Annotated in this window: 19 protein-coding genes; 17 read left to right on the top strand and 2 right to left on the bottom strand. The window is 66.7% G+C overall.

Annotation, left to right across the window (positions count from 1 at the left end; all coding sequences use genetic code 11):
* Nucleotides 1-118: 118 nt before the first annotated feature.
* Nucleotides 119-1108: an aldo/keto reductase gene (locus ACW14X_RS11630; RefSeq protein ID WP_457165698.1), complete on the bottom strand. Its 990-nt coding sequence runs from the start codon at nucleotides 1106-1108 to the stop codon at nucleotides 119-121.
* A 245-nt stretch (nucleotides 1109-1353) separates the two neighbouring features.
* On the opposite strand from ACW14X_RS11630, the gene rplJ reads away from it, so the two are divergent.
* From rplJ to ACW14X_RS11555, 15 genes are all read left to right on the top strand, one after another.
* Nucleotides 1354-1935 (top strand): 50S ribosomal protein L10, encoded by a 582-nt coding sequence (gene rplJ, locus ACW14X_RS11625; RefSeq protein WP_141802531.1) that lies wholly within the window; start codon nucleotides 1354-1356, stop codon nucleotides 1933-1935.
* Nucleotides 1936-2028: 93 nt separating this feature from the next.
* Nucleotides 2029-2415 carry a 50S ribosomal protein L7/L12 gene (gene rplL, locus ACW14X_RS11620; protein ID WP_141802532.1) on the top strand — a complete coding sequence of 129 codons (387 nt, stop codon included), beginning with the start codon at nucleotides 2029-2031 and terminating at the stop codon, nucleotides 2413-2415.
* Nucleotides 2416-2809: 394 nt separating this feature from the next.
* Nucleotides 2810-3796, top strand: coding sequence for an ABC transporter ATP-binding protein (locus tag ACW14X_RS11615; RefSeq protein ID WP_160025587.1), 987 nt, complete (start codon nucleotides 2810-2812; stop codon nucleotides 3794-3796).
* On the top strand, nucleotides 3796-4581 hold the full coding sequence (locus tag ACW14X_RS11610) for an MlaE family ABC transporter permease (RefSeq protein ID WP_160025586.1): 786 nt from the start codon (nucleotides 3796-3798) through the stop codon (nucleotides 4579-4581). Before ACW14X_RS11615 ends, ACW14X_RS11610 begins: the two co-directional genes overlap by 1 nt.
* 12 nt (nucleotides 4582-4593) lie before the next feature.
* Complete coding sequence (locus ACW14X_RS11605) at nucleotides 4594-5421, top strand: MlaE family ABC transporter permease (RefSeq protein ID WP_160025585.1); 828 nt, start codon at nucleotides 4594-4596, stop codon at nucleotides 5419-5421.
* On the top strand, nucleotides 5418-6779 hold the full coding sequence (locus tag ACW14X_RS11600) for an MCE family protein (RefSeq protein ID WP_350836627.1): 1362 nt from the start codon (nucleotides 5418-5420) through the stop codon (nucleotides 6777-6779). The genes ACW14X_RS11605 and ACW14X_RS11600 overlap by 4 nt, the downstream gene beginning before the upstream one ends.
* Nucleotides 6776-7828, top strand: a complete 1053-nt coding sequence (locus tag ACW14X_RS11595) for an MCE family protein (protein WP_160025584.1) — start codon at nucleotides 6776-6778, stop codon at nucleotides 7826-7828. The genes ACW14X_RS11600 and ACW14X_RS11595 overlap by 4 nt, the downstream gene beginning before the upstream one ends.
* A complete protein-coding gene (locus tag ACW14X_RS11590; protein WP_350713362.1) occupies nucleotides 7825-8799 on the top strand; it encodes an MCE family protein in 975 nt (324 codons plus the stop codon). Before ACW14X_RS11595 ends, ACW14X_RS11590 begins: the two co-directional genes overlap by 4 nt.
* Nucleotides 8796-9935 (top strand): MCE family protein, encoded by a 1140-nt coding sequence (locus ACW14X_RS11585; protein WP_457165697.1) that lies wholly within the window; start codon nucleotides 8796-8798, stop codon nucleotides 9933-9935. Before ACW14X_RS11590 ends, ACW14X_RS11585 begins: the two co-directional genes overlap by 4 nt.
* Nucleotides 9935-11407: an MCE family protein gene (locus ACW14X_RS11580; protein WP_457165696.1), complete on the top strand. Its 1473-nt coding sequence runs from the start codon at nucleotides 9935-9937 to the stop codon at nucleotides 11405-11407. Before ACW14X_RS11585 ends, ACW14X_RS11580 begins: the two co-directional genes overlap by 1 nt.
* A 26-nt stretch (nucleotides 11408-11433) precedes the next feature.
* Nucleotides 11434-12672: an MCE family protein gene (locus ACW14X_RS11575; protein ID WP_457165695.1), complete on the top strand. Its 1239-nt coding sequence runs from the start codon at nucleotides 11434-11436 to the stop codon at nucleotides 12670-12672.
* 135 nt (nucleotides 12673-12807) lie between these two features.
* Nucleotides 12808-13440: a hypothetical protein gene (locus ACW14X_RS11570; protein ID WP_457165694.1), complete on the top strand. Its 633-nt coding sequence runs from the start codon at nucleotides 12808-12810 to the stop codon at nucleotides 13438-13440.
* An 8-nt stretch (nucleotides 13441-13448) separates the two neighbouring features.
* The gene (locus ACW14X_RS11565; RefSeq protein ID WP_457165693.1) at nucleotides 13449-14357 is read left to right on the top strand and encodes a J domain-containing protein; all 909 of its coding nucleotides are present in this window, start codon (nucleotides 13449-13451) and stop codon (nucleotides 14355-14357) included.
* A gap of 349 nt (nucleotides 14358-14706) precedes the next feature.
* Nucleotides 14707-18177: a DNA-directed RNA polymerase subunit beta gene (rpoB, locus tag ACW14X_RS11560; protein WP_350836617.1), complete on the top strand. Its 3471-nt coding sequence runs from the start codon at nucleotides 14707-14709 to the stop codon at nucleotides 18175-18177.
* A gap of 88 nt (nucleotides 18178-18265) precedes the next feature.
* Entirely contained in the window at nucleotides 18266-22141 is a 3876-nt protein-coding gene (locus ACW14X_RS11555; RefSeq protein ID WP_160025576.1) for a DNA-directed RNA polymerase subunit beta', read from the top strand.
* 55 nt (nucleotides 22142-22196) lie between these two features.
* Here the strand turns inward: ACW14X_RS11555 and ACW14X_RS11550 are convergent, their stop codons facing one another.
* Complete coding sequence (locus tag ACW14X_RS11550) at nucleotides 22197-23078, bottom strand: alcohol dehydrogenase catalytic domain-containing protein (RefSeq protein WP_457165692.1); 882 nt, start codon at nucleotides 23076-23078, stop codon at nucleotides 22197-22199.
* 109 nt (nucleotides 23079-23187) lie between these two features.
* On the opposite strand from ACW14X_RS11550, the gene ACW14X_RS11545 reads away from it, so the two are divergent.
* Nucleotides 23188-23574, top strand: a complete 387-nt coding sequence (locus ACW14X_RS11545; protein WP_350836613.1) for a winged helix-turn-helix transcriptional regulator — start codon at nucleotides 23188-23190, stop codon at nucleotides 23572-23574.
* Nucleotides 23575-23854: 280 nt separating this feature from the next.
* Complete coding sequence (locus ACW14X_RS11540; protein ID WP_457165691.1) at nucleotides 23855-24316, top strand: DUF4232 domain-containing protein; 462 nt, start codon at nucleotides 23855-23857, stop codon at nucleotides 24314-24316.
* Nucleotides 24317-24319 lie beyond the last annotated feature (3 nt).

The following is a 24319-nucleotide window of genomic DNA, read 5'->3' as shown; positions in this document are numbered from 1 at the left end:
CTCACTATTTTTTCACCCGCCGAGACGTCACCCCGTCGGCCGAGACGTCACTCAGGTCGGCCGAGACGGCAACACAGTGCCCACTCGGCCGACGCGAGTGACGCCTCGACGGGGGAGGTCACCAGCGGGAGTGGATGGCCTCGCGGAAGTGGGTGTCGTAGATCTGGCGTACGCCGGAGAGCAGCTCGTCGGAGAGCGCAGGCAGCGAGCCGGCGGCGGAGTTGGCGTGGGCCTGGGACGTGTTGCGGGCGCCGGGGATGACGGTGGTGACGCCGGGCTGCTGAGCGACCCAGGCGAGGGCGACCTGCGCGGGCGTCGCGCCCTTGGGGCCGTGCTCTGAGACCAGGGCGGCAAACTCCTGGGCGGCCTTGACCCCGGTGGCGTAGTCGACGCCGGAGAAGGTCTCGCCGACGTCGAAGGCCTCGCCGTGGCGGTTGTAGGTGCGGTGGTCGTCGGCGGCGAACGTCGTCGACTCCGAGTAGCGACCGGACAGCAGCCCCGACGCCAGCGGCACCCGCGCGATGATCCCCACACCCGCCTCCGCGGCGGCCGGAAGCACGCGGTCCAGCGGCTTGAGCCGGAACGCGTTCAGGATGATCTGGACGGAGGCCACGTGAGGCCGTGCGATCGCGGCCAGGGCCTGGTCGCAGGTCTCCACGCTGACGCCGTACGCAGCGATCACCCCTTCCGAGACCAGGGTGTCCAGCGCGTCATAGGTGGCCGAGGACTCGATCGTCTCCGTCGGCGGGCAGTGCAGCTGCACCAGGTCGATCGTGTCGACCCCGAGGTTGGTGCGCGAGCGGTCCAGCCACTCGCGGAAGGCGGTGAGCGTGTAGTTGGCGGGCACCTGGTCCACCCGGCGCCCCATCTTCGTGGCCACGAAGATCCCGTCGTGCGACCGCAGGAACCGCCCGATCACCTGCTCGCTCCGGCCGTCCCCGTAGACGTCGGCGGTGTCGAGGAAGGTGACCCCGTCACCCACTGCGGCGTCGAGCACCGCCAGCGCATCCGACTCGCTGACCTCGCCCCAGTCGGCGCCGAGCTGCCAGGTGCCGAGACCGATGACCGACGCCGAGCGACCGATCCTTCCGAAGGTGTGGCTCTCCATGCCGCAAACGTACTGGGCAGCGCCGATTTGGCGGCACCCTGCGGCGTACGCATAATTGTTGTCTGAAACCAGAGACCGCCGGTTGTCAGGTGCGCATGCACTCGATCGAAGGTTCCGCAGGATGCGGACGGCCAGCGTAGGTGAAGAGCAAGACGAGAACGTACGTCACGCCCTGAGCCTGCGCTCGGGGCGTTTGTCATGCAGGGCCCTCACCGACGGAATCGATTCCCGGAAGAAGGAGACCCATGGCGCGGGCTGACAAGCAGGCTGCCGTTGCCGAGATCGCTGACGAGTTCAGCGCCTCGACCGGTGCCGTGCTGACCGAGTACCGCGGTCTCACCGTGGGCGAGCTGAAGACTCTTCGTCGCTCGCTCGGTGAGCACGCAAACTACGCCGTGGTCAAGAACACGCTGGCCAAGATCGCTGCCTCTCAGAGCGGCATCGAAGGCTTCGATGACCTGCTGACCGGCCCGACCGCGATCGCCTTCATCAAGGGTGACGTCGTCGAGGCGGCCAAGGGTCTGCGTGACTTTGCCAAGGCCAACCCCAACCTTGTCATCAAGGGTGGGTACCTCGACGGCAAGGCCATCGACGCTGCTGAGGTTGGCAAGCTTGCCGACCTCGAGTCGCGCGAGGTCCTGCTCGCCAAGCTTGCGGGCGCGTTCACCGCGTCGCTGTCGCAGGCTCTGTACGCCTTCAACGCTCTGCCCTCGAAGACCGCGCAGCTCGCTGCCGCTCTCGAGGCCAAGGCCGCGGAGGACCCCTCGATCCTCGCAGGTGGTGCCGCTGAGCCGGCTGCCGCCGAGGAGGCTCCGGCCGAGGCCTGATGGCCCCGGTCGTAACTAACCACCACCTGTAACCCGGCCCCGCTGCGTACTCACAGAAAAACGCACAGGGCCACCACGAAAGGAAATGCCATCATGGCGAAGCTCTCCACCGACGAGCTGCTCGACGCTTTCAAGGAGCTCACCCTCATCGAGCTCTCCGAGTTCGTCAAGGCCTTCGAGGACACCTTCGGTGTCACCGCTGCCGCTCCGGTCGCCGTTGCCGCTGCCGGCGCCCCGGGCGCCCCGGCCGCCGCCGCTGAGGAGGCCAAGGACGAGTTCGACGTCATCCTCGAGGCCGCTGGTGACAAGAAGATCAACGTCATCAAGGAGGTGCGCGCTCTGACCTCCCTCGGTCTGAAGGAGGCCAAGGAGCTCGTCGAGGGTGCCCCCAAGGCTGTCCTCGAGGCCGCCAACAAGGAGACCGCTGACAAGGCGAAGGAGGCCCTCGAGGCCGCCGGCGCCACGGTCACCGTCAAGTGATCTGAGGGCTTCGGCCCTTGAGCCCGGGTTCGGCGGATTCCGCCGGACCCGGGCTTTCTACATCGCGGAAACAGTTCCGCAACAGATCGGTCAGATTGCAGCGCAGCGCTGCGATCGTTCAAACCGCGGGTTGCTACTCCTGAGTAGCCTCCCGCGGTTTGTTTCGTTATCTTGAACACACACCGGGCGTGAAAGGTCGCAATCCGACCGTCGACGTGTTGGCTGGGGGAGTTCGTCTCGGGTGGTGATCACCGTCATCGTTCGCAGGCCACTATGGTTTACAAAAGTGTGACGCGTGTCGCAGGAAGTGCGTAACCCCCGTCACACTCCGCCGTTAGTCGGGCGTGGGGGCTTGAGGGAGACCCCCACGCGAACAGGAAGGGAGCCGGCCCGGATGGGTGTAGACGTAAAGATCGAAGGGCTGACCAAGAGCTTTGGTAAGCAGCTCATCTGGAAAGATGTCTCGTTGACCCTGCCCGCGGGCGAGATCAGCGTGATGCTGGGTCCGTCCGGCACGGGCAAGTCGGTGCTCCTCAAGACCCTGATCGGTCTGATCAAGCCCGACCAGGGCTCCGTGGTCATCGAGGGTGTCGACATCGCCAGCTGCTCGGAGCGAGACCTCTACGAGGTCCGCAAGCTGTTCGGCGTGCTGTTCCAGGACGGCGCCATGTTCGGTTCCATGGACCTCTTCGACAACGTCGCGTTCCCGCTTCGTGAGCACACGAAGAAGAGCGAGTCCGAGATCCGCAACATCGTCATGGAGAAGATGGACCTGGTCGGTCTCATCGGCGCCGAGAACAAGCTTCCCGGCGAGATCTCCGGTGGTATGCGCAAGCGTGCCGGTCTGGCGCGTGCGCTGGTCCTCGACCCCGAGATCCTGCTGATCGACGAGCCCGACTCCGGTCTGGACCCGGTGCGTACGGCGTTCATCAACCAGCTCTTCATCGACCTGAACGCGCAGATCGACGCGACCTTCCTGATCGTGACCCACGACATCAACTCGACGCGTACGGTGCCGGACAACATCGGCCTGCTCTACCACAAGCACCTGGCCATGTACGGGCCCCGCGAGATGCTGCTGAGCTCTGAGGAGCCGGTGGTTCGCCAGTTCCTCAACGCCCAGACGATCGGCCCGATCGGCATGTCCGAGGAGAAGGACGCCGACGAGCTGGCCGCGGAGAAGGACATGGGCCTGCCGCCGCTGCCGCCGATCCCGATGCAGCTCGAGCCGTCCAACGGCATTCCGCGCAAGTACCAGCGTCCGCCGGGCGCCTGGTGCCGAGAGAACGGTGTCACCCCGCCGCCGGGATCGTTCCAGGCAGACGCGGCCATGGCCCCCGGCGGCGTGAAAGCAGCAGACCCCACAGAGGCTCCTCACTGATGTCATCTCTGACCGCCGCCAGGGTCCTGAAACCGATCGGGACCGCTGGCTCGCTCTTCGCATTCGGTCTGGACGTGGGCCGAGCCGTTTTCCGGCGCCCCTTCCAGTTCCGAGAGTTCATCCAGCAGGCGTGGTTCATCGCGTCGGTGACGATCGTCCCGACCGCGCTGGTCGCGATCCCCTTCGGCGCGGTCATCGCGCTGCAGGTCGGTGGCCTCGTGGCCCAGTTCGGTGCGCAGTCCTTCGTCGGGTCGGCCGCGGTGCTCGCGGTCGTCCAGCAGGCTGCCCCGATCGCGACCGCATTGCTGGTCGCGGGTGCCGGTGGGTCGGCGATCGCCGCCGACCTCGGTGCTCGGAAGATCCGTGAAGAGCTCGACGCCATGATGGTTCTGGGCATCGACCCGATCCAGCGGCTGGTGGTCCCCCGTGTTCTCGCCTGCATGATGATCGCGGTCTTCCTCAACGGCCTGGTCTCGATCGTCGGCGTCATGGGCGGGTACGTCTTCAACGTCATCATCCAGGGCGGCACCCCGGGTGCCTACCTGGCCAGCTTCACCGCGCTCGCGCAGATGGCCGACCTGTGGCAGGGCCTGGCGAAGGCTCTCGTGTTCGGCCTGATCGCGGCGATCGTGGCTTCGTACATGGGCATGAACGCCGGCGGTGGCCCGAAGGGCGTCGGTGACGCCGTCAACCAGTCGGTCGTCATCACGTTCCTGTTGCTGTTCATCGTGAACTTCGTGATGTCTGCGATCTTCCTGCAGATCATCCCGAGCAAGTCCGGATAGGAGGCGAGACGGATGGCAAACCTCAAAGCGATCTACGAGAAGCCCGCCAAGAGCCTCGACCACCTCGGTGACGAGCTCGGCTTCTACCTGCGCGCGATCTCGTGGTTCCCGCGCACACTGAGGCGCTACAAGAAGGAGATCCTCCGGATCCTCGCCGAGGTCACCCTCGGATCGGGGGCGCTGGCCGTCATCGGCGGCACCGTCGGCGTGATCCTGGCGATGACCTTCTTCACCGGTGCCCAGGTCGGCCTCTCGGGCTACACCGCGCTCGACCAGCTCGGCACCTCGGCGTTCTCCGGCTTCGTGTCGGCCTACTTCAACACCCGTGAGATCGCGCCGCTGGTCGCCGGCATCGCGCTAGCGGCGACGGTCGGCTGCGGCTTCACCGCCCAGCTGGGCGCGATGCGCATCTCCGAAGAGGTGGACGCCCTCGAGGTCATGGCGATCCCGTCGCTGCCGTTCCTGGTGACCACCCGGATGATCGGCGGCCTGATCGCGATCGTGCCGCTCTACGTGGTCGGCCTGCTCTCCTCCTACGTCGCCACCCGGTTCACGGTGATCCTCTTCTACGGCCAGAGCGCGGGCACCTACGACCACTACTTCAACACGTTCCTGCCGCCCGTCGACGTGCTGTGGTCCTTCGGCAAGGTGCTGATCTTCGCCGTCGTGGTGATCCTGATCCACTGCTACCACGGCTACAACGCCTCCGGCGGCCCCGCGGGGGTCGGTGTCGCGGTCGGTAAGGCGGTGCGTACGAGCATCGTCGCCGTCTCCGTGCTCGACCTGATGCTCTCGATGGCGATCTGGGGCAGCACGACGACAGTGAGGTTGGCGGGATGACTCAGACACTCGCTCGCGACGAGGTCCATCACGACCTCCCCGCGCCGCACAAGAGGAGCGCCGTCGCGCTCGCCTGGGGCCGGCAGAAGGGGAAGATCCTCGGGGTCGTCTTCCTCGCCCTGCTCCTCGCGGCGCTCGTCCTGACCTGGGCGCAGTTCACCAACAAGTTCGGCAACTTCGAGGAGATCACGCTCAAGGCCGACCGCATCGGTCTGCAGCTCCCCGAGCGCGCTGACGTGAAGGTCCGTGGCCTGATCGTCGGTGAGGTCCTCGAGATGAAGCCGACCGACGAGGGTGCCGAGCTGACCCTGGGGCTGTTCCCCGACGAGATCAGCAAGGTCCACCCGGACGTGACCGGCGCGATCCTCCCGAAGACCCTCTTCGGCCAGAAGTACGTCTCGCTGGTCCCGCCCGACACCGACTTCACCGAGCCGATCAAGGCCGGTGCCGTCATCGAGAAGACCAAGATGGCCACCGAGGTCCAGGCCGTGCTGCGTGACCTCTACCCGCTGCTGCGGACGATCCAGCCGGCCGACCTCAACAACACGCTCAACGCGCTCGCCACCGCGCTCGAGGGTCGCGGCGACAAGCTCGGTGAGTCGCTCGACACCCTCGACTCCTACCTGAAGCGGCTCAACCCCGAGATCCCCGCGCTGATCGAGGACCTCGAGCTCGCCACCGAGGTCTCCGGCACCTACCAGGCCGTGCTCCCGGAGATCGGTCAGATCCTGCGCAACACCATCGTCACCGCGACCACGCTCGAGGACCGCGAGGTGGAGCTCAAGAAGATGCTGACCGACGTCACCGCGTTCTCCAACACCGCCGACCGGTTCCTCGACGACAACGGCGACACGCTGATCCAGGTCGGCGAGGTCGGCCGGCCGGTCACCCAGACGCTGGCCCGATACGCCCCGATGTTCCCGTGCCTCATCGGTGGCATGGACATCCTGACCGACGAGTTCACCGAAGTGTTCCGCAACAACACCGTTCACATCACGCTGGAGACGCTGCCGCACCAGTCGCGTCCCTACTCGACCAAGGACAAGCCGCGCTACGGCGAGGACAGCGGGCCCTACTGCGGTGAGATGCCGAACGCGTCCTGGAGCCAGAAGAAGCCGTTCGCGCCGTTCCCGAACAAGGACGACGGCGTCGACGAGCCCACCGGGAAGGGTGTCATGCGCTCCGCCACCGGGACGACCGGCTACTCGGCCCTGTCCTACGTCGGTACGTCGGCCGAGACCGATGTCATCAACGAGCTGTTCGCCCCCGGCATGGGCATGACCGCCAGTGAGGTCCCGGACCTCGGCGGGCTGCTGCTCGGCCCGGCCGCACGTGGAGCTGAGGTGACGTACGAATGAGTGCTGTGAAGCTCTTCGACGCCAAGACCTTCCAGGACTTCTGGAAGCTGGTGATCTTCGTGATCGTCACGACCCTCGCCACCGGCCTGCTCGCTATCACCATCGGCAACGTCACCTTCGGGCAGAGCGACGAGTACAAGGCCGTCTTCACCGACGTCACCGGTGTGAACAAGGGCGACGACGTACGCATCTCCGGGGTCAAGGTCGGCTCGGTCAAGGACATCGAGATCTCCGACGATGCCCGCAGCGCGGTGGTCACCTTCACGGTCGACAGCGCGCAGCAGATCGCGACCACGACCGAGGCGACGATCAAGTACCGCAACCTGATCGGCCAGCGCTACCTCGCGCTGACCAATCAGCTGGTGGGCGACGCCTCCGCGATGCAGGAGGGCCAGACCATCCCGGTCGGGCAGACCCACCCGGCGCTCGACCTGACCGTGCTCTTCAACGGGTTCAAGCCGCTCTTCCAGGCGCTGTCGCCGAACGACGTCAACACCCTGTCCTACGAGATCGTCCAGGTCTTCCAGGGCGAGGGCGGCACGCTGGAGAGCCTGCTCTCCCACACGGCCTCGCTGACCTCGACGCTGGCCGAGAAGGACCAGGTCATCAACGCCCTGATCGACAACCTCACCGAGGTGCTCGAGCACGTCGGTGATCGCGAGAAGGAGCTCTCCAGCCTGATCGTGACCTTCCGTGACTTCGTCGGCGGTCTCAACAACGACCGCGAGGCGATCCTCGGCTCCCTGGACCAGATCTCGGCGCTCTCCGTGGAGACCGCTGACCTGGTGCATGAGGCGAAGGACCCGCTGCTGGAGGACCTGCGGCAGGCCCGGAGGTTCTCCGACGAGGTCGCCAAGGACAAGCGCCAGCTCGACGACGCCCTCGAGCTCCAGCCGATCAAGCTGGACAAGATCGGCGCGACGGCCAGCTACGGCGGTTGGTTCAACTTCTACCTGTGCGGTCTGCGGGGCACGATCCGCGACCCTGAGGGCAAGGACCTCGAGATTCCGCTCTACGAGCCCGGTCAAGCGAGGTGCAACCTCGGATGATTCCCTTCCGCGAACGTAACCCAGTCAAGATCGGCGCCGTCTCGATCGCCGTCCTCGCCATGCTGATGGTGATGGCGTTCAAGGCCGACAGCCTGCCGCTGATCGGTGGTGGCACCACCTACTACGCCAACTTCTCCGAGGCCGGTGGCCTCAAGACCGGCGACGAGGTCCGGGTGGCCGGTGTCCGGGTCGGCAAGGTCGACTCCATCGAGCTGGACGGCAACCAGGTCAAGGTCGGCTTCAAGATCCGCGAGAAGGTCAACTTCGGTGAGAACTCCGGAGCGGGCGTACGCGTGAAGACGCTGCTCGGCGACATGTTCCTCGAGCTGCAGCCGGCCGGAGAGGGCCAGATGAAGGCGGGAGCCACCATCCCGGTGGACCGCACGGAGTCTCCGTACGACGTGGTCGAGGCCTTCGAGGGCCTGGCCGACACCTCCGCCAACATCGACAAGGACCAGCTCGCCGCAGCGCTCACCACGCTCGCCGACCTGACCCGGTCGACGCCGGAGGAGTTCCAGGCCGCTCTCACCGGCGTCTCCGACCTCTCCCGCAACCTGGCCGCCAAGGACGAGCGCATCGAGTCGCTGCTCACCCAGCTCGACCGGGTGACGAAGGTGCTCGACGAGCGCGACGAGGACCTGATCACGCTGATGAACGACGCCAACCAGCTCTTCGCTGCGTTGGTCGAGCGGCGCGAGGCGGTCCACAACCTGCTGATCTCGACCCAGCAGCTCTCGAAGGAGCTCTCCCAGCTGGTCGACGACAGCCGCGCCGACCTCAAGCCGGCGCTGGAGAGCCTCGACGTGATCCTCGACGTCTTCACGAAGAACGAGGAGAACCTCGAGAAGTCCCTGCGGCTGATGGCTCCGTTCTACAAGGTCTTCAACAACACCCTGGGCAACGGTCCCTGGTGGGACACCTACATCCAGAACATGCCTCCCGTCCCGGCTCTCACTGGGGGGACCCCATGAACAAGTTCATCGTTCCGATCATCATCGGTGCTCTCGTCCTCGGGGTCGGGGCATGGGCGCTGGTCCGCGACACCGGTGAGAAGACGCTCGTGGCGCACTTCCCGCGCACGGTCTCGCTCTACGAGGGCAGCGACCTGCGCGTGCTCGGCGTCGCCGTCGGCAAGGTGACGAAGGTCGAGCCGAACGGCACCGACGTCAAGGTCACCCTGGAATACAAGAGCGACGTCGACCTGCCCGCGGACGCGAAGGCCGTGATCATCTCGCCGTCGATCGTCGGTGACCGCTACGTCCAGGTCACGCCGGCCTACGACGGCGGCAAGAAGCTGGCCGACGGTGCGGTGCTGAGCACCGACAAGACCTCGGTCCCGGTCGAGCTCGACCAGATCTACTCCAGCGTCGACGACCTCGTGGTCGCGATCGGTCCCGACGGAGCCAACAAGAACGGCGCCCTCACCGACCTGCTGCAGCAGACCGCGAAGAACCTCGGCGGTCAGGGCGAGAAGATCAACTCGACCGTCGGCGACCTCGGCAAGCTGACCAAGGTGCTCGACAATCGCGACGAGCAGTTCTTCGACTCCGCCGAGCAGCTCGAGGGCTTCATCGGCACGCTCGCCGAGAACGACAAGACCGTACGCGACTTCGCCCAGGCCCTCGCCGAGGTCTCCGCGATGCTGGAGGGTGAGCGCGAAGAGCTCGCCGCGTCGATGAAGAACCTCTCGGTGGCGCTGAACAAGGTGACCCAGTTCGTCCGGGACAACAAGGCGATCCTGCGCGAGGACATCCAGAGCCTCAACCGGATCGGCAAGGTCCTGGTGCGGCAGCGCAAGGCGCTCGACGAGAGCCTCCGGACCGCACCGCTGGCGCTCAACAACCTGGGCCTGGCGTACAACCCGGAGACCGCCACGCTCGACACCAACGCCAACATCACGATGGTCCTCGATGAGATCATCGAGAACCCGGCCTCGTTCCTGTGCAGCCTCGTGGACCAGGCGACCGACGGCAGCAGCGCCGAGATCTGCTCGCAGATCCGGCAGATGCCGGGGCTGAACCGCTCCGCGGCGATCGGGCTCGGCACGGGTTCGTCCTACGGGGTGCCCTATGACATGTCGCTCGGCGGCCTCGTGGAGGTGAAATGATGACGACGATGAAGCGCGCCCTCCAGGCGTTCGTCGGTGTGGTCGCCGGCGCCCTGATGCTGACCGGCTGCGGCACCTTCTCCGTCTACGACCTGCCGCTTCCGGGCGGTGTGGACGCCGGTGACGACGCGATCTCGGTCACCGCGCAGTTCGAGGACACCCTCGACCTGGTGCCCCAGTCGACCGTCAAGCTCGAGGACATCGACGTCGGCAAGATCAACAAGATCTGGCTCGACGACGGCGTCGCCACCGTCGAGATGCTGCTGAAGAAGGACGTCAGCCTGCCGAGCAACGCGCGGGCGTCGATCCAGCAGACCTCCCTGCTGGGCGAGAAGTTCGTCTCGCTGGAGCGGCCGGCCGAGCCCGATTCGACCAAGCTCGCCGACGGCTCGACCATCCCGCTGTCGCAGACCGGCCGCAACCCGGAGATCGAAGAGGTCTTCAGTGCGCTGAGCCTGCTGCTCAACGGTGGTGGCGTGGCCCAGCTGAAGACGATCTCGACCGAGCTCAACAAGGCGCTCGCCGGTCGTGAGGACTCTGCACGCTCCGTACTCCACCAGGTGGAGAAGCTGGCGCGCGACCTCGACAACAACAAGGAGAAGATCGTCGCGGCCATCGAGGCACTCGATGCGCTGGCGAAGGCCACCAACGCGCAGATGGGCTCCATCGACGCCGCCCTCGACGAGCTGCCCTCGGCGATCTCCAGCATCGACAAGCAGCGCGCCGACCTGGTCAAGATGCTCAAGGCCCTGGAGCGGCTCGGAGACACCGGCGTACGCGTCATCCGGGCGTCCAAGGACAACACCATCGGCATCATCAAGGATCTCAGGCCGCTCCTGTCGAACCTGGCCGACTCCGGCGACGACTTCGTCCGGGCGATGAACACGATCCTCACCTATCCGTTCGTCGACGCGGCGGTCGGTGGATCGCCGCAGGCTGCGCGCAACCTGCACATGGGTGACTTCGTCAACCTCGACGTCACCGTCGACCTCAACCTCGACACGCTGCTCCAGAACGCGCCTCGGGTCGGCGACACCGTCTGCTGGGGTCTCGAGGAGATCAACCGGCACCTCAAGACGTTCCCCGACGAGGAGACGGCTCTCGACTGGCTCAACAACCTGACGAACGTCTGCAAGGACGGCGGGCTGGCCAGCGCCATCGACACCTGCCAGGAGGTGCTGACCGGCCAGTCCTCCTCGGCGCCCCAGGCATGCGTGACGGGCGTGCTGGGTTCGATCGGTAAGACCCTCGACGGCCTGCTCGGGCTCGGCGCTCCCTCCTCCAACGGCGGGAGCACCACCGGCGACGGCTCCGGGTGCGTGCTGATCCTGTTCTGCCGTGCCGGCGCGACGCCGGGGACGCATGCGGTGACGTACGACGAGCTGAGCAAGGAGCTCGACCCGGGGCTGACCTCGCTGATGATCCCCGCGCTGAGCACCTCGAGCAACACTCACCAGGAGGGCGTCTCATGATCACCCGCCGTACGAAGATGCAACTGATGGTCTTCTTGCTGATCACCCTCGTCGGGGTCAGCTTCGTCGGTGCGCGCTACGCCCGCCTGGGGTCCCTGTTCGTCAAGGACCACTATGTCGTGATGGCCCACTTCGAGCAGTCCGGCGGCATCTACGAGGACGCCGAGGTCGACTACCGAGGCGTCAAGATCGGCCAGGTCGGCGAGCTGGTGCTCAACCGCAGCGGCGTCGACGTGACCCTGAAGATCGACAAGGGGTGGGAGGACAAGATCCCGGCCGACAGCCTCGCCGTGGTCGGCAACCGCTCCGCCGTCGGTGAGCAGTACGTCGAGCTGCAGCCGCAGTCGAAGGGCGGGCCCTACCTCGAGGACGGCTCCGAGATCGCCCGCGCCGCGACGACCACTCCGCTGCCGACCGAGAAGCTCCTCGAGGACGTCACCACGACGGTGAACTCGGTCGACCAGAAGGCGCTCACCACGACCATCGACGAGCTCGGCAAGGGTTTCGCCGGCACCGGTCAGGACCTGCAGACCATCATCGACACCGGCACCGCCTTCGTGGAGACCGCCGACCAGAACTTCGCCCTCACCACCCAGCTGATCCGGGACAGCAACACCGTCCTCCAGGGCCAGCTGGACAGCAGCTCGGCGATCAAGTCGTTCGCGACCGACCTGGAGCTGTTCACCGGCACCCTGGCCGGCTCCAACAAGGACCTGATCAGGCTGATCGAGAGCGGCTCGGCCAGCTCGGTCGAGCTGCGGCAGTTCCTGGAGCAGAACGACGTCGAGATCAGCGAGCTCCTCAACGAGGTGCTGGTGACAGGCAAGGTCGTCCGGAAGAACCTGCCGGGTGTCAGGCACCTGCTCTCGATCTTCCCCGTCGTCGTCGAGGGCAGCTTCGCGGTCGTCGACGTCGGCCACCCCGGCCTGGCGCAGGCCCACTTCGGGATGGCCCTCACCACCCAGACGCCGTGCAAGAAGGGCTACGAGAGCACCAAGAAGCGCAGCCCGCTGGATCTGCAGAGCCGTCCGTTCAACACCGAGGTGTCCTGCACCGAGGACCCGTCCAAGTCCAACGCTCGCGGGTCCAGCCAGCTGCCGCGCGCCGCGGCGGGCGGGGCCGGCTCGATCGCCAGCTTCGACCCGGAGACCGGCGAGCTCACCTGGGGCGAGGCCGAGGAGACCACGGTGTCGACCGCGGCGCCGGCCTCCTACGGCGACGACGCCTGGAAGTGGCTCTACCTGCAGCCGATGGAGACCGAGTAGCCGCACCCTGACCACCACGCAGCCGACCGGGGTCGGGGCCCGAAGTGCTGCCGCATCGACCGACTCGCCCGCGGCGTACGGTGTTGATGCTTGGAAATGGCTCCTGGAGCCGCTGACCACAGAGAGTGATCCGTCTTGAGCACCACGACCGACCCCGGATCCGACACGGAGACCGGCGCAGAGACCGACCAGGCGACCGCGAACCGGGGTGCCCTGCTCCGCTGGGGCATCCTGGCCCTGCTGATCGCCGTGATCCTGGCTGCCGTCGGCTACGTCGGCTGGCAGCTGACCCGCGGCGCCGACGAGTCGGTGGTGAGCCAGCGCGAGCAGGTCATGGCGGCGGCCGACAAGTTCGTCGGCCGGGTCAACACCTACGGTCCCGAGGATGTCGGCAGCGACAAGAAGACGATGCCGAAGTATCGCGAGCGGGTGGGTGAGCTGCTCACCCCGAAGTTCGAGAAGAGTTTCCTGGGCAACGTCGCCTTCGCCGAGGCCACCGTCGTCCAGCAGGGCGTCGGTCGCACCACGAGCGTGCACAGCACGGGCGTTGCCGGCCTGGACGAGGACAGCGCGACCGTGCTCGTCGTCGCCGAGCTCGCGATCAGCTACCCGAAGTCCGAGGGCTCCGAGGAGCGCGTCGAGGCGGCGCGTCAGCTCGCCCGGACGGAGGTGGAGCTGGTGAAGCAGAACGGGAAGTGGCTGGTCGACGACTGGTACCCCGCCGAGGAAGCTCCTACTTCGGAAAGCAGCGAAGGGGTGACACCATGAGTTCCACGATGACTAGCCCGACCTGGTACGACCTGCTCGACGTCGAGCCCGATGCCGCCACCGACGACATCCGCGCGGCGTGGAAGTCCGCGATCGCCGACCTGGACCCCACCGACCGCCGCTTCCGCACCCTCAACGAGGCCGCCGCGGTCCTGCTCGATGAGAAGAAGCGGGCTGCGTACGACGCGGAGCTGGCCGCTCTCGAGGAGGCTGCGGTCGAGGACGAGGACCGCGAGGCCGACGAGGAGACCGCCGACGTCGAGGTGGCGGCCGCCGCAGAGGACGACGAGCCTGCCGACGAGGAGCCCGACGCCGAGGAGAGTGCGGCCACCGGACGTACGCTGCCGCTGCTCCCGACGTGGGGTCTGCTCGCCGCCGGCGCGCTCGCCCTGGCCTCGGTCATCGCCGCCGGCGTGGTCTTCTTCGGGCAGGAGAAGGTCAGCACCGTCGCCAACAACAACGTCACGACCAGCACCGTCGAGGGTGCGGTGGGCAAGCAGATCACCCGCAACCACAAGCTCCTCGTCGAGGAGCAGGGCGGCGAGGCGCTCGAGGCGGCCAAGAAGGCCGTCGTCCCGCTGCTCTCCTACGACTACAGCAAGATGGACGAGTCGAAGAGCAAGGCTCACGACGTGATGACGAAGGACTACCGCGAGGACTACGACCGGCTCTTCGCCGTGCTCGTGGACAACGTCCCCGAGACGAAGACCGTGGTGAAGACGCTCGCCCCGGTCGACGCCGGCGTCATCCGGGTCTCCGAGGACACCGTGCAGATCCTCGTGCTGGTCGACCGTCAGGTCACCAACGCCCAGCGGAGCACCCCGATCGGCTACCAGGAGTACGCGATGCTCACGATGGCCAAGGTCGGCGACGAGTGGCTGGTCGACAAGGTCGAGACCCAGCCCAGCCAGGACTAGGCCGCGCTGATGCCCGGCTCCAGGGCCTTTGCGCTACCTGTCAAGTGATTGGAATAACTTTTCCGTGGGTCGGACCGATTGGCGCGGATGCTTGACCCAGGGTGCCGATGGGGCGCATGATCATCCGCGATGCTCGACAATGGCACTGCACCAACAACGCCGACGGTCGAGCGCCGCAGGTGTGAATGAAGGTACGCCGGACTTTTAATTGGGCCCGGTGTTGTGAAGTGCGCTTTTGTGCCGTACTATGGCGCTTTGCGCATGCCTTCATATGCCCCTCAGCCTGCCCGGTGGCTGTTCGGTGGTCGGCAGCGCGAATCCACCTGCGAACCTTGTCGAAGGATTCCTCTTGGCCGCGCGCACCTCGTCGGGTGACTCCACCCCTCGCCGCATCTCTTTCGCTAAGATCTCAGAGCCTCTCGAGCTTCCCAAGCTCCTCGCCCTCCAGACCGACAGCTTCGACTGGCTGATCGGTAACGAGCGCTGGCAGGAGCAGGTCGCCGCCCGCGAAGCAGCGGGGGAGGACGTGTCTCACAAGTCCGGTCTACAGGAGATCTTCGAGGAGATCTCCCCGATCGAGGACTTCTCGGAGACGATGTCCCTCTCGTTCGAGAGCCCTGTCTTCTACGACCCCAAGTACACCGTCGAGGAGTGCAAGGAGAAGGACTTCACCTACTCCGCGCCTCTCTATGTCTCGGCGGAGTTCACCAACAACGACACCGGCGAGATCAAGGGCCAGACGGTCTTCATGGGCGACTTCCCGCTCATGACCGAGCAGGGCACCTTTGTCATCAACGGCACCGAGCGTGTTGTCGTCTCGCAGCTCGTCCGGTCCCCGGGCGTCTACTTCGAGCGCACCGCCGACAAGACGTCCGACAAGGACATCTACACCGCCAAGCTGATCCCCAGCCGCGGCGCCTGGCTCGAGTTCGAGATCGACAAGCGCGACCTGGTCGGCGTCCGTCTCGACCGCAAGCGCAAGCAGAACGTCACGGTGCTGCTCAAGGCCCTCGGCTGGACCAACGAGCAGATCCGCGAGGAGTTCGGCGAGTACGAGTCGATGATGCTGACCCTCGAGAAGGACAGCACCACCGCTCAGGACGACGCGCTGCTCGACATCTACCGCAAGCTGCGCCCGGGCGAGCCCCCGACGCGTGAGGCCGCGCAGACGCTGCTGAACAACTACTACTTCAACCCGAAGCGCTACGACACCGCCAAGGTCGGTCGCTACAAGGTCAACAAGAAGCTCGGTCTGACCGAGGCCTTCGACCAGCAGACCCTGACCGTCGACGACATCGTCGCGACGATCAAGTACGTCGTGGCGCTCCACGACGGGCGTACGCAGCTCGACATGCCGCAGGGCACGATCGACATCGCCGCCGACGACATCGACCACTTCGGCAACCGCCGGATGCGGACGGTCGGCGAGCTGATCCAGAACCAGCTGCGTACGGGCCTGGCTCGTATGGAGCGCGTGGTGCGCGAGCGGATGACGACCCAGGACGTCGAGGCGATCACGCCGCAGTCCCTGATCAACATCCGTCCCGTGGTCGCTGCGCTGAAGGAGTTCTTCGGCACCTCGCAGCTGTCGCAGTTCATGGACCAGAACAACCCGCTCGCGGGCCTGACGCACAAGCGGCGTCTGTCGGCTCTCGGCCCGGGTGGTCTCTCCCGTGACCGCGCCGGCATGGAGGTCCGAGACGTCCACCCGTCGCACTACGGCCGGATGTGTCCGATCGAGACCCCTGAAGGTCCCAACATCGGTCTGATCGGTTCGCTGGCCTCCTTCGGCCGGATCAACCCGTTCGGCTTCGTCGAGACGCCCTACCGCAAGGTCGAGAACGGTGTCGTCACCGACAAGATCGACTACCTGACCGCCGACGACGAGGACCGCTACGTCATCGCGCAGGCCAACGCGGCCGTCGACGAGAACATGAAGTTCGCGACCGAGCGCGTGCTGGTCCGCCAGCGCGACGGTGAGGTCTCCGAGCTCCTGGCCGACGAGGTCGACTACATCGACGTCTCGCCGCGCCAGATGGTGTCGGTCGCGACCGCGCTGATCCCGTTCCTCGAGCACGACGACGCCAACCGTGCGCTCATGGGCGCCAACATGCAGCGTCAGGCGGTGCCGCTGGTCCGCAGCGACTCGCCGCTGGTCGGCACGGGCATCGAGTACCGCGCGGCTGTCGACGCCGGTGACGTGCTCGTCGCGAAGAAGGCCGGTGTGGTCAAGGAGGTCTCCTCCGACCTGATCGAGACCCTCAACGACGACGGCACCTACACCTCGTACAAGCTCGCGAAGTTCGAGCGCTCCAACCAGGGCAACTGCGTCAACCAGCAGCCGCTGGTCGACGAGGGCGCCCGGGTCGAGGTCGGCTCCCCGCTGGCCGACGGTCCGGCGACCCAGGGTGCCGAGATGGCGCTGGGTGCCAACCTCCTGGTCGCCTTCCAGTCGTGGCAGGGCCACAACTACGAGGACGCGATCATCCTCTCCCAGCGTCTGGTGCAGCAGGACTACCTCACCTCGATCCACATCGAGGAGCACGAGGTCGACGCTCGCGACACCAAGCTGGGTCCGGAGGAGATCACCCGGGACATCCCGAACGTCTCCGAGGAGATGCTGGCCGACCTCGACGAGCGCGGCATCATCCGCATCGGCGCCGAGGTCACCACCGGTGACATCCTGGTCGGCAAGGTCACCCCGAAGGGCGAGACCGAACTGACCCCGGAGGAGCGCCTGCTCCGCGCGATCTTCGGTGAGAAGGCGCGCGAGGTCCGCGACACCTCGATGAAGGTTCCGCACGGCGAGGAGGGCACCGTCATCGGTGTCCGCGTCTTCGACCGTGAGGAGGGCGACGAGCTGCCCCCGGGCGTGAACCAGCTGGTTCGGGTCTACGTGGCGCAGAAGCGCAAGATCTCCGTGGGTGACAAGCTCGCCGGCCGTCACGGCAACAAGGGCGTCATCGCGAAGATCCTGCCGGTCGAGGACATGCCGTTCATGGAGGACGGCACCCCGGTCGACGTTCTGCTCAACCCGCTCGGTGTTCCGCGTCGTATGAACATCGGACAGGTCCTGGAGCTCCACCTCGGCTGGCTCGCCAAGCAGGGCTGGGACCTCAACCTCTCCGATGACCCCGAGGACAGCGCCTGGAAGCAGCGCCTCATCAAGATCCACGCCGACAAGGCCGAGCCGGGCACCAAGGTGGCCACCCCGGTCTTCGACGGTGCGCGTGAGGACGAGATCACCGGTCTGCTCAGCGCGACCCTCCCCAACCGGGACGGTCGGCGTGTGGTCGGCACCGACGGCAAGGCCCGCCTCTTCGACGGTCGCTCCGGCGAGCCGTTCCCGGAGCCGGTGGCCGTGGGCTACATGTACATCCTGAAGCTGCACCACCTGGTCGACGACAAGATCCACGCGCGTTCGACCGGTCCGTACTCGATGATCACCCAGCAGCCGCTCGGCGGTAAGGCCCAGTTCGGTGGCCAGCGCTTCGGTGAGATGGAGGTCTGGGCGATGGAGGCGTACGGCGCCGCCTACGCCCTGCAGGAGCTCCTGACCATCAAGTCGGACGACGTGCCCGGCCGCGTGAAGGTGTACGAGGCGATCGTCAAGGGCGAGAACATCCCCGACTCGGGTATCCCGGAGTCGTTCAAGGTTCTCGTCAAGGAGATGCAGTCGCTGTGCCTGAACGTCGAGGTGCTGAGCCAGGACGGTTCGGCGATCGAGCTTCGTGACGCGGAGGAAGACGTCTTCCGCGCCGCCGAGGAGCTCGGCATCGACCTCTCCCGTCGCGAGCCCTCTTCCGTAGAGGAAGTCTGACGAGCGGGGAGGTGCGCCCCCGGCGTACCTCCCCTCCCTCAGTCCCCTTTGAATTTTCCAAGAACTAACGAAGGAACTGGAAGCCACCGTGCTCGACGTCAACTTCTTCGATCAGCTCAAGATCGGCCTGGCCACCGCGGACGAGATCCGCGCGTGGAGCCACGGCGAGGTCAAGAAGCCTGAGACCATCAACTACCGCACGCTCAAGCCCGAGCGTGACGGCCTCTTCTGCGAGAAGATCTTCGGTCCCACCCGGGACTGGGAGTGCTACTGCGGCAAGTACAAGCGCGTGCGCTTCAAGGGCATCATCTGTGAGCGCTGTGGCGTCGAGGTCACCCGCTCCAAGGTACGCCGCGAGCGGATGGGCCACATCGAGCTCGCCGCCCCGGTGACCCACATCTGGTACTTCAAGGGCGTTCCGTCGCGGCTGGGCTACCTGCTCGACCTCGCTCCGAAGGACCTGGAGAAGGTCATCTACTTCGCCGCGTACATGATCACCTCGGTCGACGAGGACGCGCGTCACCGCGACCTGTCCTCGCTCGAGGCCAAGGTCGACCAGCAGCGCAAGATGCTGACCGGCCGGCTCGACGTGGCGATCAACGACCGCGCCAAGAAGCTCGAGACCGACCTGGCCGCGCTCGAGGCCGAGGGCGCCAAGTCCGACGCCAAGCGCAAGGTCAAGGACGGCGCCGAGCGCGAGATGAAGCAGCTGCGTGACCGCACCGAGCGTGAGGTCAACCGTCTCGACGAGGTCTGGGACACCTTCAAGAACCTGAAGGTCCAGGACCTCATGGGCGACGAGCTGCTCTACCGCGAGATGAAGACCTGGTTCGGGAAGTACTTCGAGGGCCACATGGGCGCCACGGCGATCCAGAAGCGCCTCGAGAACTTCGACATCGAGGCCGAGGTCGAGAACCTGCGCGAGACCATCGCCACCGGCAAGGGTCAGCGCAAGGTCCGCGCGCTCAAGCGCCTCAAGGTCGTCGACGCCTTCCGCAAGACCGGCAACCAGCCGACCGGCATGGTGCTCGACGCCGTCCCGGTCATCCCGCCGGACCTGCGCCCGATGGTGCAGCTCGACGGTGGCCGCTTCGCGACCTCCGACCTCAACGACCTCTACCGTCGTGTGATCAACCGCAACAACCGCCTCAAGCGTCTTCTCGACCTCGGTGCCCCCGAGATCATCGTGAACAACGAGAAGCGGATGCTGCAGGAGGCCGTCGACTCGCTGTTCGACAACGGTCGTCGTGGCCGCCCGGTCACCGGGCCGGGCAACCGTCCGCTGAAGTCGCTCTCCGACATGCTCAAGGGCAAGCAGGGTCGCTTCCGTCAGAACCTGCTCGGTAAGCGCGTCGACTACTCCGGTCGTTCGGTCATCGTGTCGGGTCCGCAGCTCAAGCTGCACCAGTGCGGTCTGCCGAAGCAGATGGCCCTGGAGCTGTTCAAGCCGTTCGTGATGAAGCGCCTGGTGGACCTGAGCCACGCTCAGAACATCAAGTCCGCCAAGCGGATGGTCGAGCGTGCTCGCCCGGTCGTGTGGGACGTCCTCGAAGAGGTCATCACCGAGCACCCGGTTCTGCTGAACCGTGCGCCCACCCTGCACCGCCTCGGCATCCAGGCCTTCGAGCCGCAGCTGATCGAGGGTAAGGCCATCCAGCTGCACCCGCTCGTCTGCACCGCGTTCAACGCGGACTTCGACGGTGACCAGATGGCTGTCCACCTGCCGCTGTCGGCGGAGGCCCAGGCCGAGGCTCGCATCCTGATGCTCTCGACCAACAACATCCTCAAGCCGTCCGACGGTCGTCCGGTCACCATGCCGACCCAGGACATGATCATCGGTCTCTACTTCATCACCTCCGACCGCGAGGGTGAGGTCGGCGAGGGTCGTGCCTTCTCGTCCCCGGCCGAGGCCATCATGGCCTTCGACCACCTCGAGATCACGCTGCAGTCGAAGATCAAGATCCGCCTCGACGACATCGTCCCGCCGATCGGCTACGACGTGCCGGAGGGTTGGACCGCGGGCGACCCGATCGTCCTCGAGACCACGCTGGGCCGGGTGATCTTCAACGACACCCTGCCGTCCGACTACCCCTTCGTGAACTACGAGGTCGGTAAGAAGCAGCTCGGCGCGATCATCAACGACCTGGCCGAGCGTTACACCAAGGTCGAGGTCGCGGCGTCGCTGGACGCGCTCAAGGACAACGGCTTCCACTGGGCCACCCGTTCGGGTGTCACGGTCTCCATCGACGACGTCACCACGCCGCCGAACAAGGCCGAGATCCTGGAGACGTTCGAGACGCAGGCTGCCAAGGTGCAGAAGCAGTTCGAGCGTGGTCTGGTCACCGACGAGGAGCGCCGTCAGGAGCTCGTCGAGATCTGGACCGAGGCCGCCAAGGTCGTCGGTGCTGCCATGGAGGCGGCGTTCGACCGCAAGAACCCGATCTTCATGCAGGTCACCTCGGGTGCTTCGGGTAACTTCAACCAGATCCGCCAGGTCGGCGCCATGCGAGGCCTGGTGGCCAACCCGAAGGGCGAGATCATCCCGCGGCCGATCAAGTCGAACTTCCGCGAGGGTCTCTCCGTCCTGGAGTACTTCATCTCCACCCACGGTGCTCGTAAGGGTCTGGCCGACACCGCGCTGCGTACCGCCGACTCGGGTTACCTGACCCGTCGTCTGGTGGACGTCTCGCAGGACGTCATCATCCGTGAGGACGACTGCGGCACCGAGCGCGGTCTGCCCAAGGTCATCGGTGTCGACCAGGGCGGCGTCGTCGTCAAGGACGACAACGCCGAGACCGCTGCGTACGCTCGCACGGCTGCCGTCGACATCGAGCACCCGTCGACCGGCGAGGTTCTGGCTGTCGCCGGCGAGGACCTGGGCGACGTCAAGATCGAGGAGCTGGTTCGCGCCGGCATCACCGAGGTCAAGGTCCGTTCGGTCCTCACCTGTGAGGCCCGCACGGGTACGTGTGCCAAGTGCTACGGCCGCTCGCTGGCCACCGGCAAGCTCGTCGACATCGGTGAGGCGGTCGGCATCATCGCGGCCCAGTCCATCGGTGAGCCCGGCACCCAGCTGACCATGCGTACGTTCCACACCGGTGGTGTGGCCTCGGCCGACGACATCACGCAGGGTCTGCCGCGTGTCGTCGAGCTCTTCGAGGCGCGTACGCCGAAGGGTGTCACGCCGATCTCCGAGGTCGCCGGACGCGTCGAGATCGAGGAGACCGACAAGGCCCGCAAGGTCCTGGTCACCCCGGACGACGGCTCCGAGGTCAAGGAGTACGTCGTGTCGCGCCGCTCGCGTCTGCGGGTTGCCGACGGCGACCACATCGAGGTCGGCGCTCCGCTGACCATCGGTACGCCGGACCCCAAGGAGGTCCTCCGTATCCTCGGTGTCCGCAAGACCCAGCAGCACCTCGTCGACGAGGTTCAGCAGGTCTACCGGTCGCAGGGTGTGTCCATCCACGACAAGCACATCGAGATCATCGTGCGGCAGATGCTGCGCCGGATCACGGTGCTCGAGTCCGGTGACACCAACCTGCTGCCGTCCGACCTGGCCGACCGCATCGACTTCGAGTCGGAGAACCGGCGCGTGGTCTCCGAGGGCGGCAAGCCGGCCTCGGGTCGTCCGGAGCTGATGGGCATCACCAAGGCCTCGCTGGCCACCGAGTCCTGGCTGTCGGCGGCCTCCTTCCAGGAGACCACCCGCGTCCTCACCGACGCTGCCATCAACGGCCGCTCCGACTCGCTGCGCGGTCTGAAGGAGAACGTCATCATCGGTAAGCTCATCCCGGCCGGCACCGGCCTGGAGCGCTACCGCAACATCAAGGTCGAGCCGACCGATGAGGCTCGTGCCGCGGCGTACTCCGTCACCGGTTACGACAACTACGACTACGAGTTCGGCAACACCGGCGGCCAGGCCGTCGCGCTGGACGACTTCGACTTCGGTTCGTACCAGTCGTGATCCAGTAGTCAGATGAAGGCCCCGCCTCCCTCGGGAGGCGGGGCCTTCGTCCTTTTCAGGGCACGAGGAGCCAGCGTCCGTCGGATCCCGGTGCCGCCTCCGCCTCCTGGTAGGCCTCGGCGGCCTTGCTCAGCGGTCGGGTCGCGGCGATCCGGGTCGGTACCGTGCCGTCTGCCGCCAGCCGGAGGAGGTCGGCGAGCACCGCACCGTCGGGCTGGTTCAGCGCGGTCGAGACCTCGATACCGCGCTCGGGTGCCGGTGCCCGGCCGGGTTTGACGCTGACGTAGCGGCCGCCGTCGCGTACGCCTGCCAGGGCCGGCTCGTTGAGCGCCGCCAGGTCCAGGACGGCGTCGTGCGCGTGCGGCTCGATCTCGGTGACGGTGTGGTCGGCGCCGGTGGCGAGGTGCTCGGTGCCGGGGCGTACCAGGGCGTCGACCGTCCAGCCGTCGGCCTTGGCCAGCCCCAGTACCCACAGGCCGACGCCGCCGGCGGCACCGGTGACGAGGAGGCTGCCGCGTTCGGTGCCGAGCAGGTCGAGCGCCTGGCGGGCGGTGAGCGCGTTGAGCGGAGCCGCGGCGGCCGCCTCGAGGGTGAGCCCGTCGGGTACGGCCGCTGCGGCGGAGGCGGGGAGCACGACCTCGGTCGCATGGGCGCGGGCGCCGGCGGCCGGGTTGCCGTGGAGGCCGGCGACGCGGTCGCCGACGGCGAATCCGGAGACGGCCTCGCCGACCTCGGTGACCACGCCGCTGAAGTCGAAGCCGAGGCCGATCACATCGGGAAGGCCGATGGCCGCGTGGTCGCCGGCGACGAAGGCGTCGAAGAGGGTGAAGCCGGCGGCGGCCACCTCGACCCGGATGTCGTCGGGGCCGAGCGGCTGGGCGGAGAGCTCCTCGAGGCGCGGGGTCGGGTCGCCGGCGCGGGAGATGAGTGCGTACATGGTGTTCGTCCTTTGTGATGGTCGGCTGGTTGCATGTATTACTTTCGGTGCCCTACTCTCCTTTGGGAAGAAGGCACTTTGAAGTGGCGTACGCACCTGGAGGTCTGCCATGGGGACGACGACGGCCGAACGACCGAGTGGATTCGACGCGTTCTCGGCGCTGTGTCCGAGCCGGCGGCTGCTGGACACGATCGGTGACAAGTGGGTGAGCCTGGCGATCGTGGCGCTGGGACTCTACGGGCCGCTGAGGTACTCGGAGCTCGCCTCGCAGATCGAGGGCGTGAGCCAGAAGATGCTGACCCAGTCGCTGCGGAGGATGGAGCGCGACGGTCTGCTGACCCGCACGGTGACCCCGTCGGTGCCGGTGCGGACCGACTACGAGCTCACCCCGCTCGGGCAGACGCTGCTGCCGGTCATCGGTCACCTCAAGGCCTGGGCCGAGGAGCACATGGCGGAGGTGGACGAGGCCCGGACGGCGTACGACAGCAGGGTCTGAAGAAATCTCGAAACGAGATGCAACGGACCGGGACGCCCGCACGTCTCAGGGGTGGGACGATGAGTTGTCTGCTACTCGAGGAGCGACGATGCGGCGCATGCGGCTGTTGATGGTCGGTCTCGGGATCCTCGGCGTGCTCGCGGCGGGAGGTTGCGCGTCGACGACGGACGGGGCGGTCGACGCGTCACCATCTGCCTCCGGGACCGCGGACCCCTCCCAAGCGAGCGGCATCCCATCGTCCCCGACTCAGTCCTCACCGGCGGCCACGGGGGGTTCGCCGGTGGGGACTGAGTCTTCTGCTTCTTCTGACCGCGCGTCGGCGGATCGGAAGACACCGAAGTGCACCAACGCCGACCTGAAGGCCGGCTACCGCGCGACCGATGCCGGCGCCGGATCGCGGTTCGGCGAGATCACGCTGACCAACGTCTCCGACCGTGCGTGTGCCCTCGGTGGCTTCGGCGGGCTGTCGTACGTCGGGGGTGGCGACGGCACCCAGGTCGGCGCGCCCGCGGCACGTGAGGGCAAGTGGCGCACGGTGATCATGAAGCCGGGTCAGGTGGCGGTCAGCGAGGTCTCCGAGTCGACGGCCGAGAACTATCCGGCCTCGGCCTGCAAGCCGACCGAGGTGGACGGGTTCCGGGTCTACGTGCCCGACTCCTACGACTCCCAGTTCGTCCGTCACGAGACGACCGGGTGTGCGGACAAGAACGTGTCGCTCCTGTCTCATCGCGCGTTCCACTAGCGG

Source organism: Nocardioides sp. YJ-D4, from assembly GCF_054031495.1.
The sequence above is the reverse complement of the archived record's forward strand: the minus strand, read 5'-3'. Positions and strand labels throughout refer to the sequence as shown.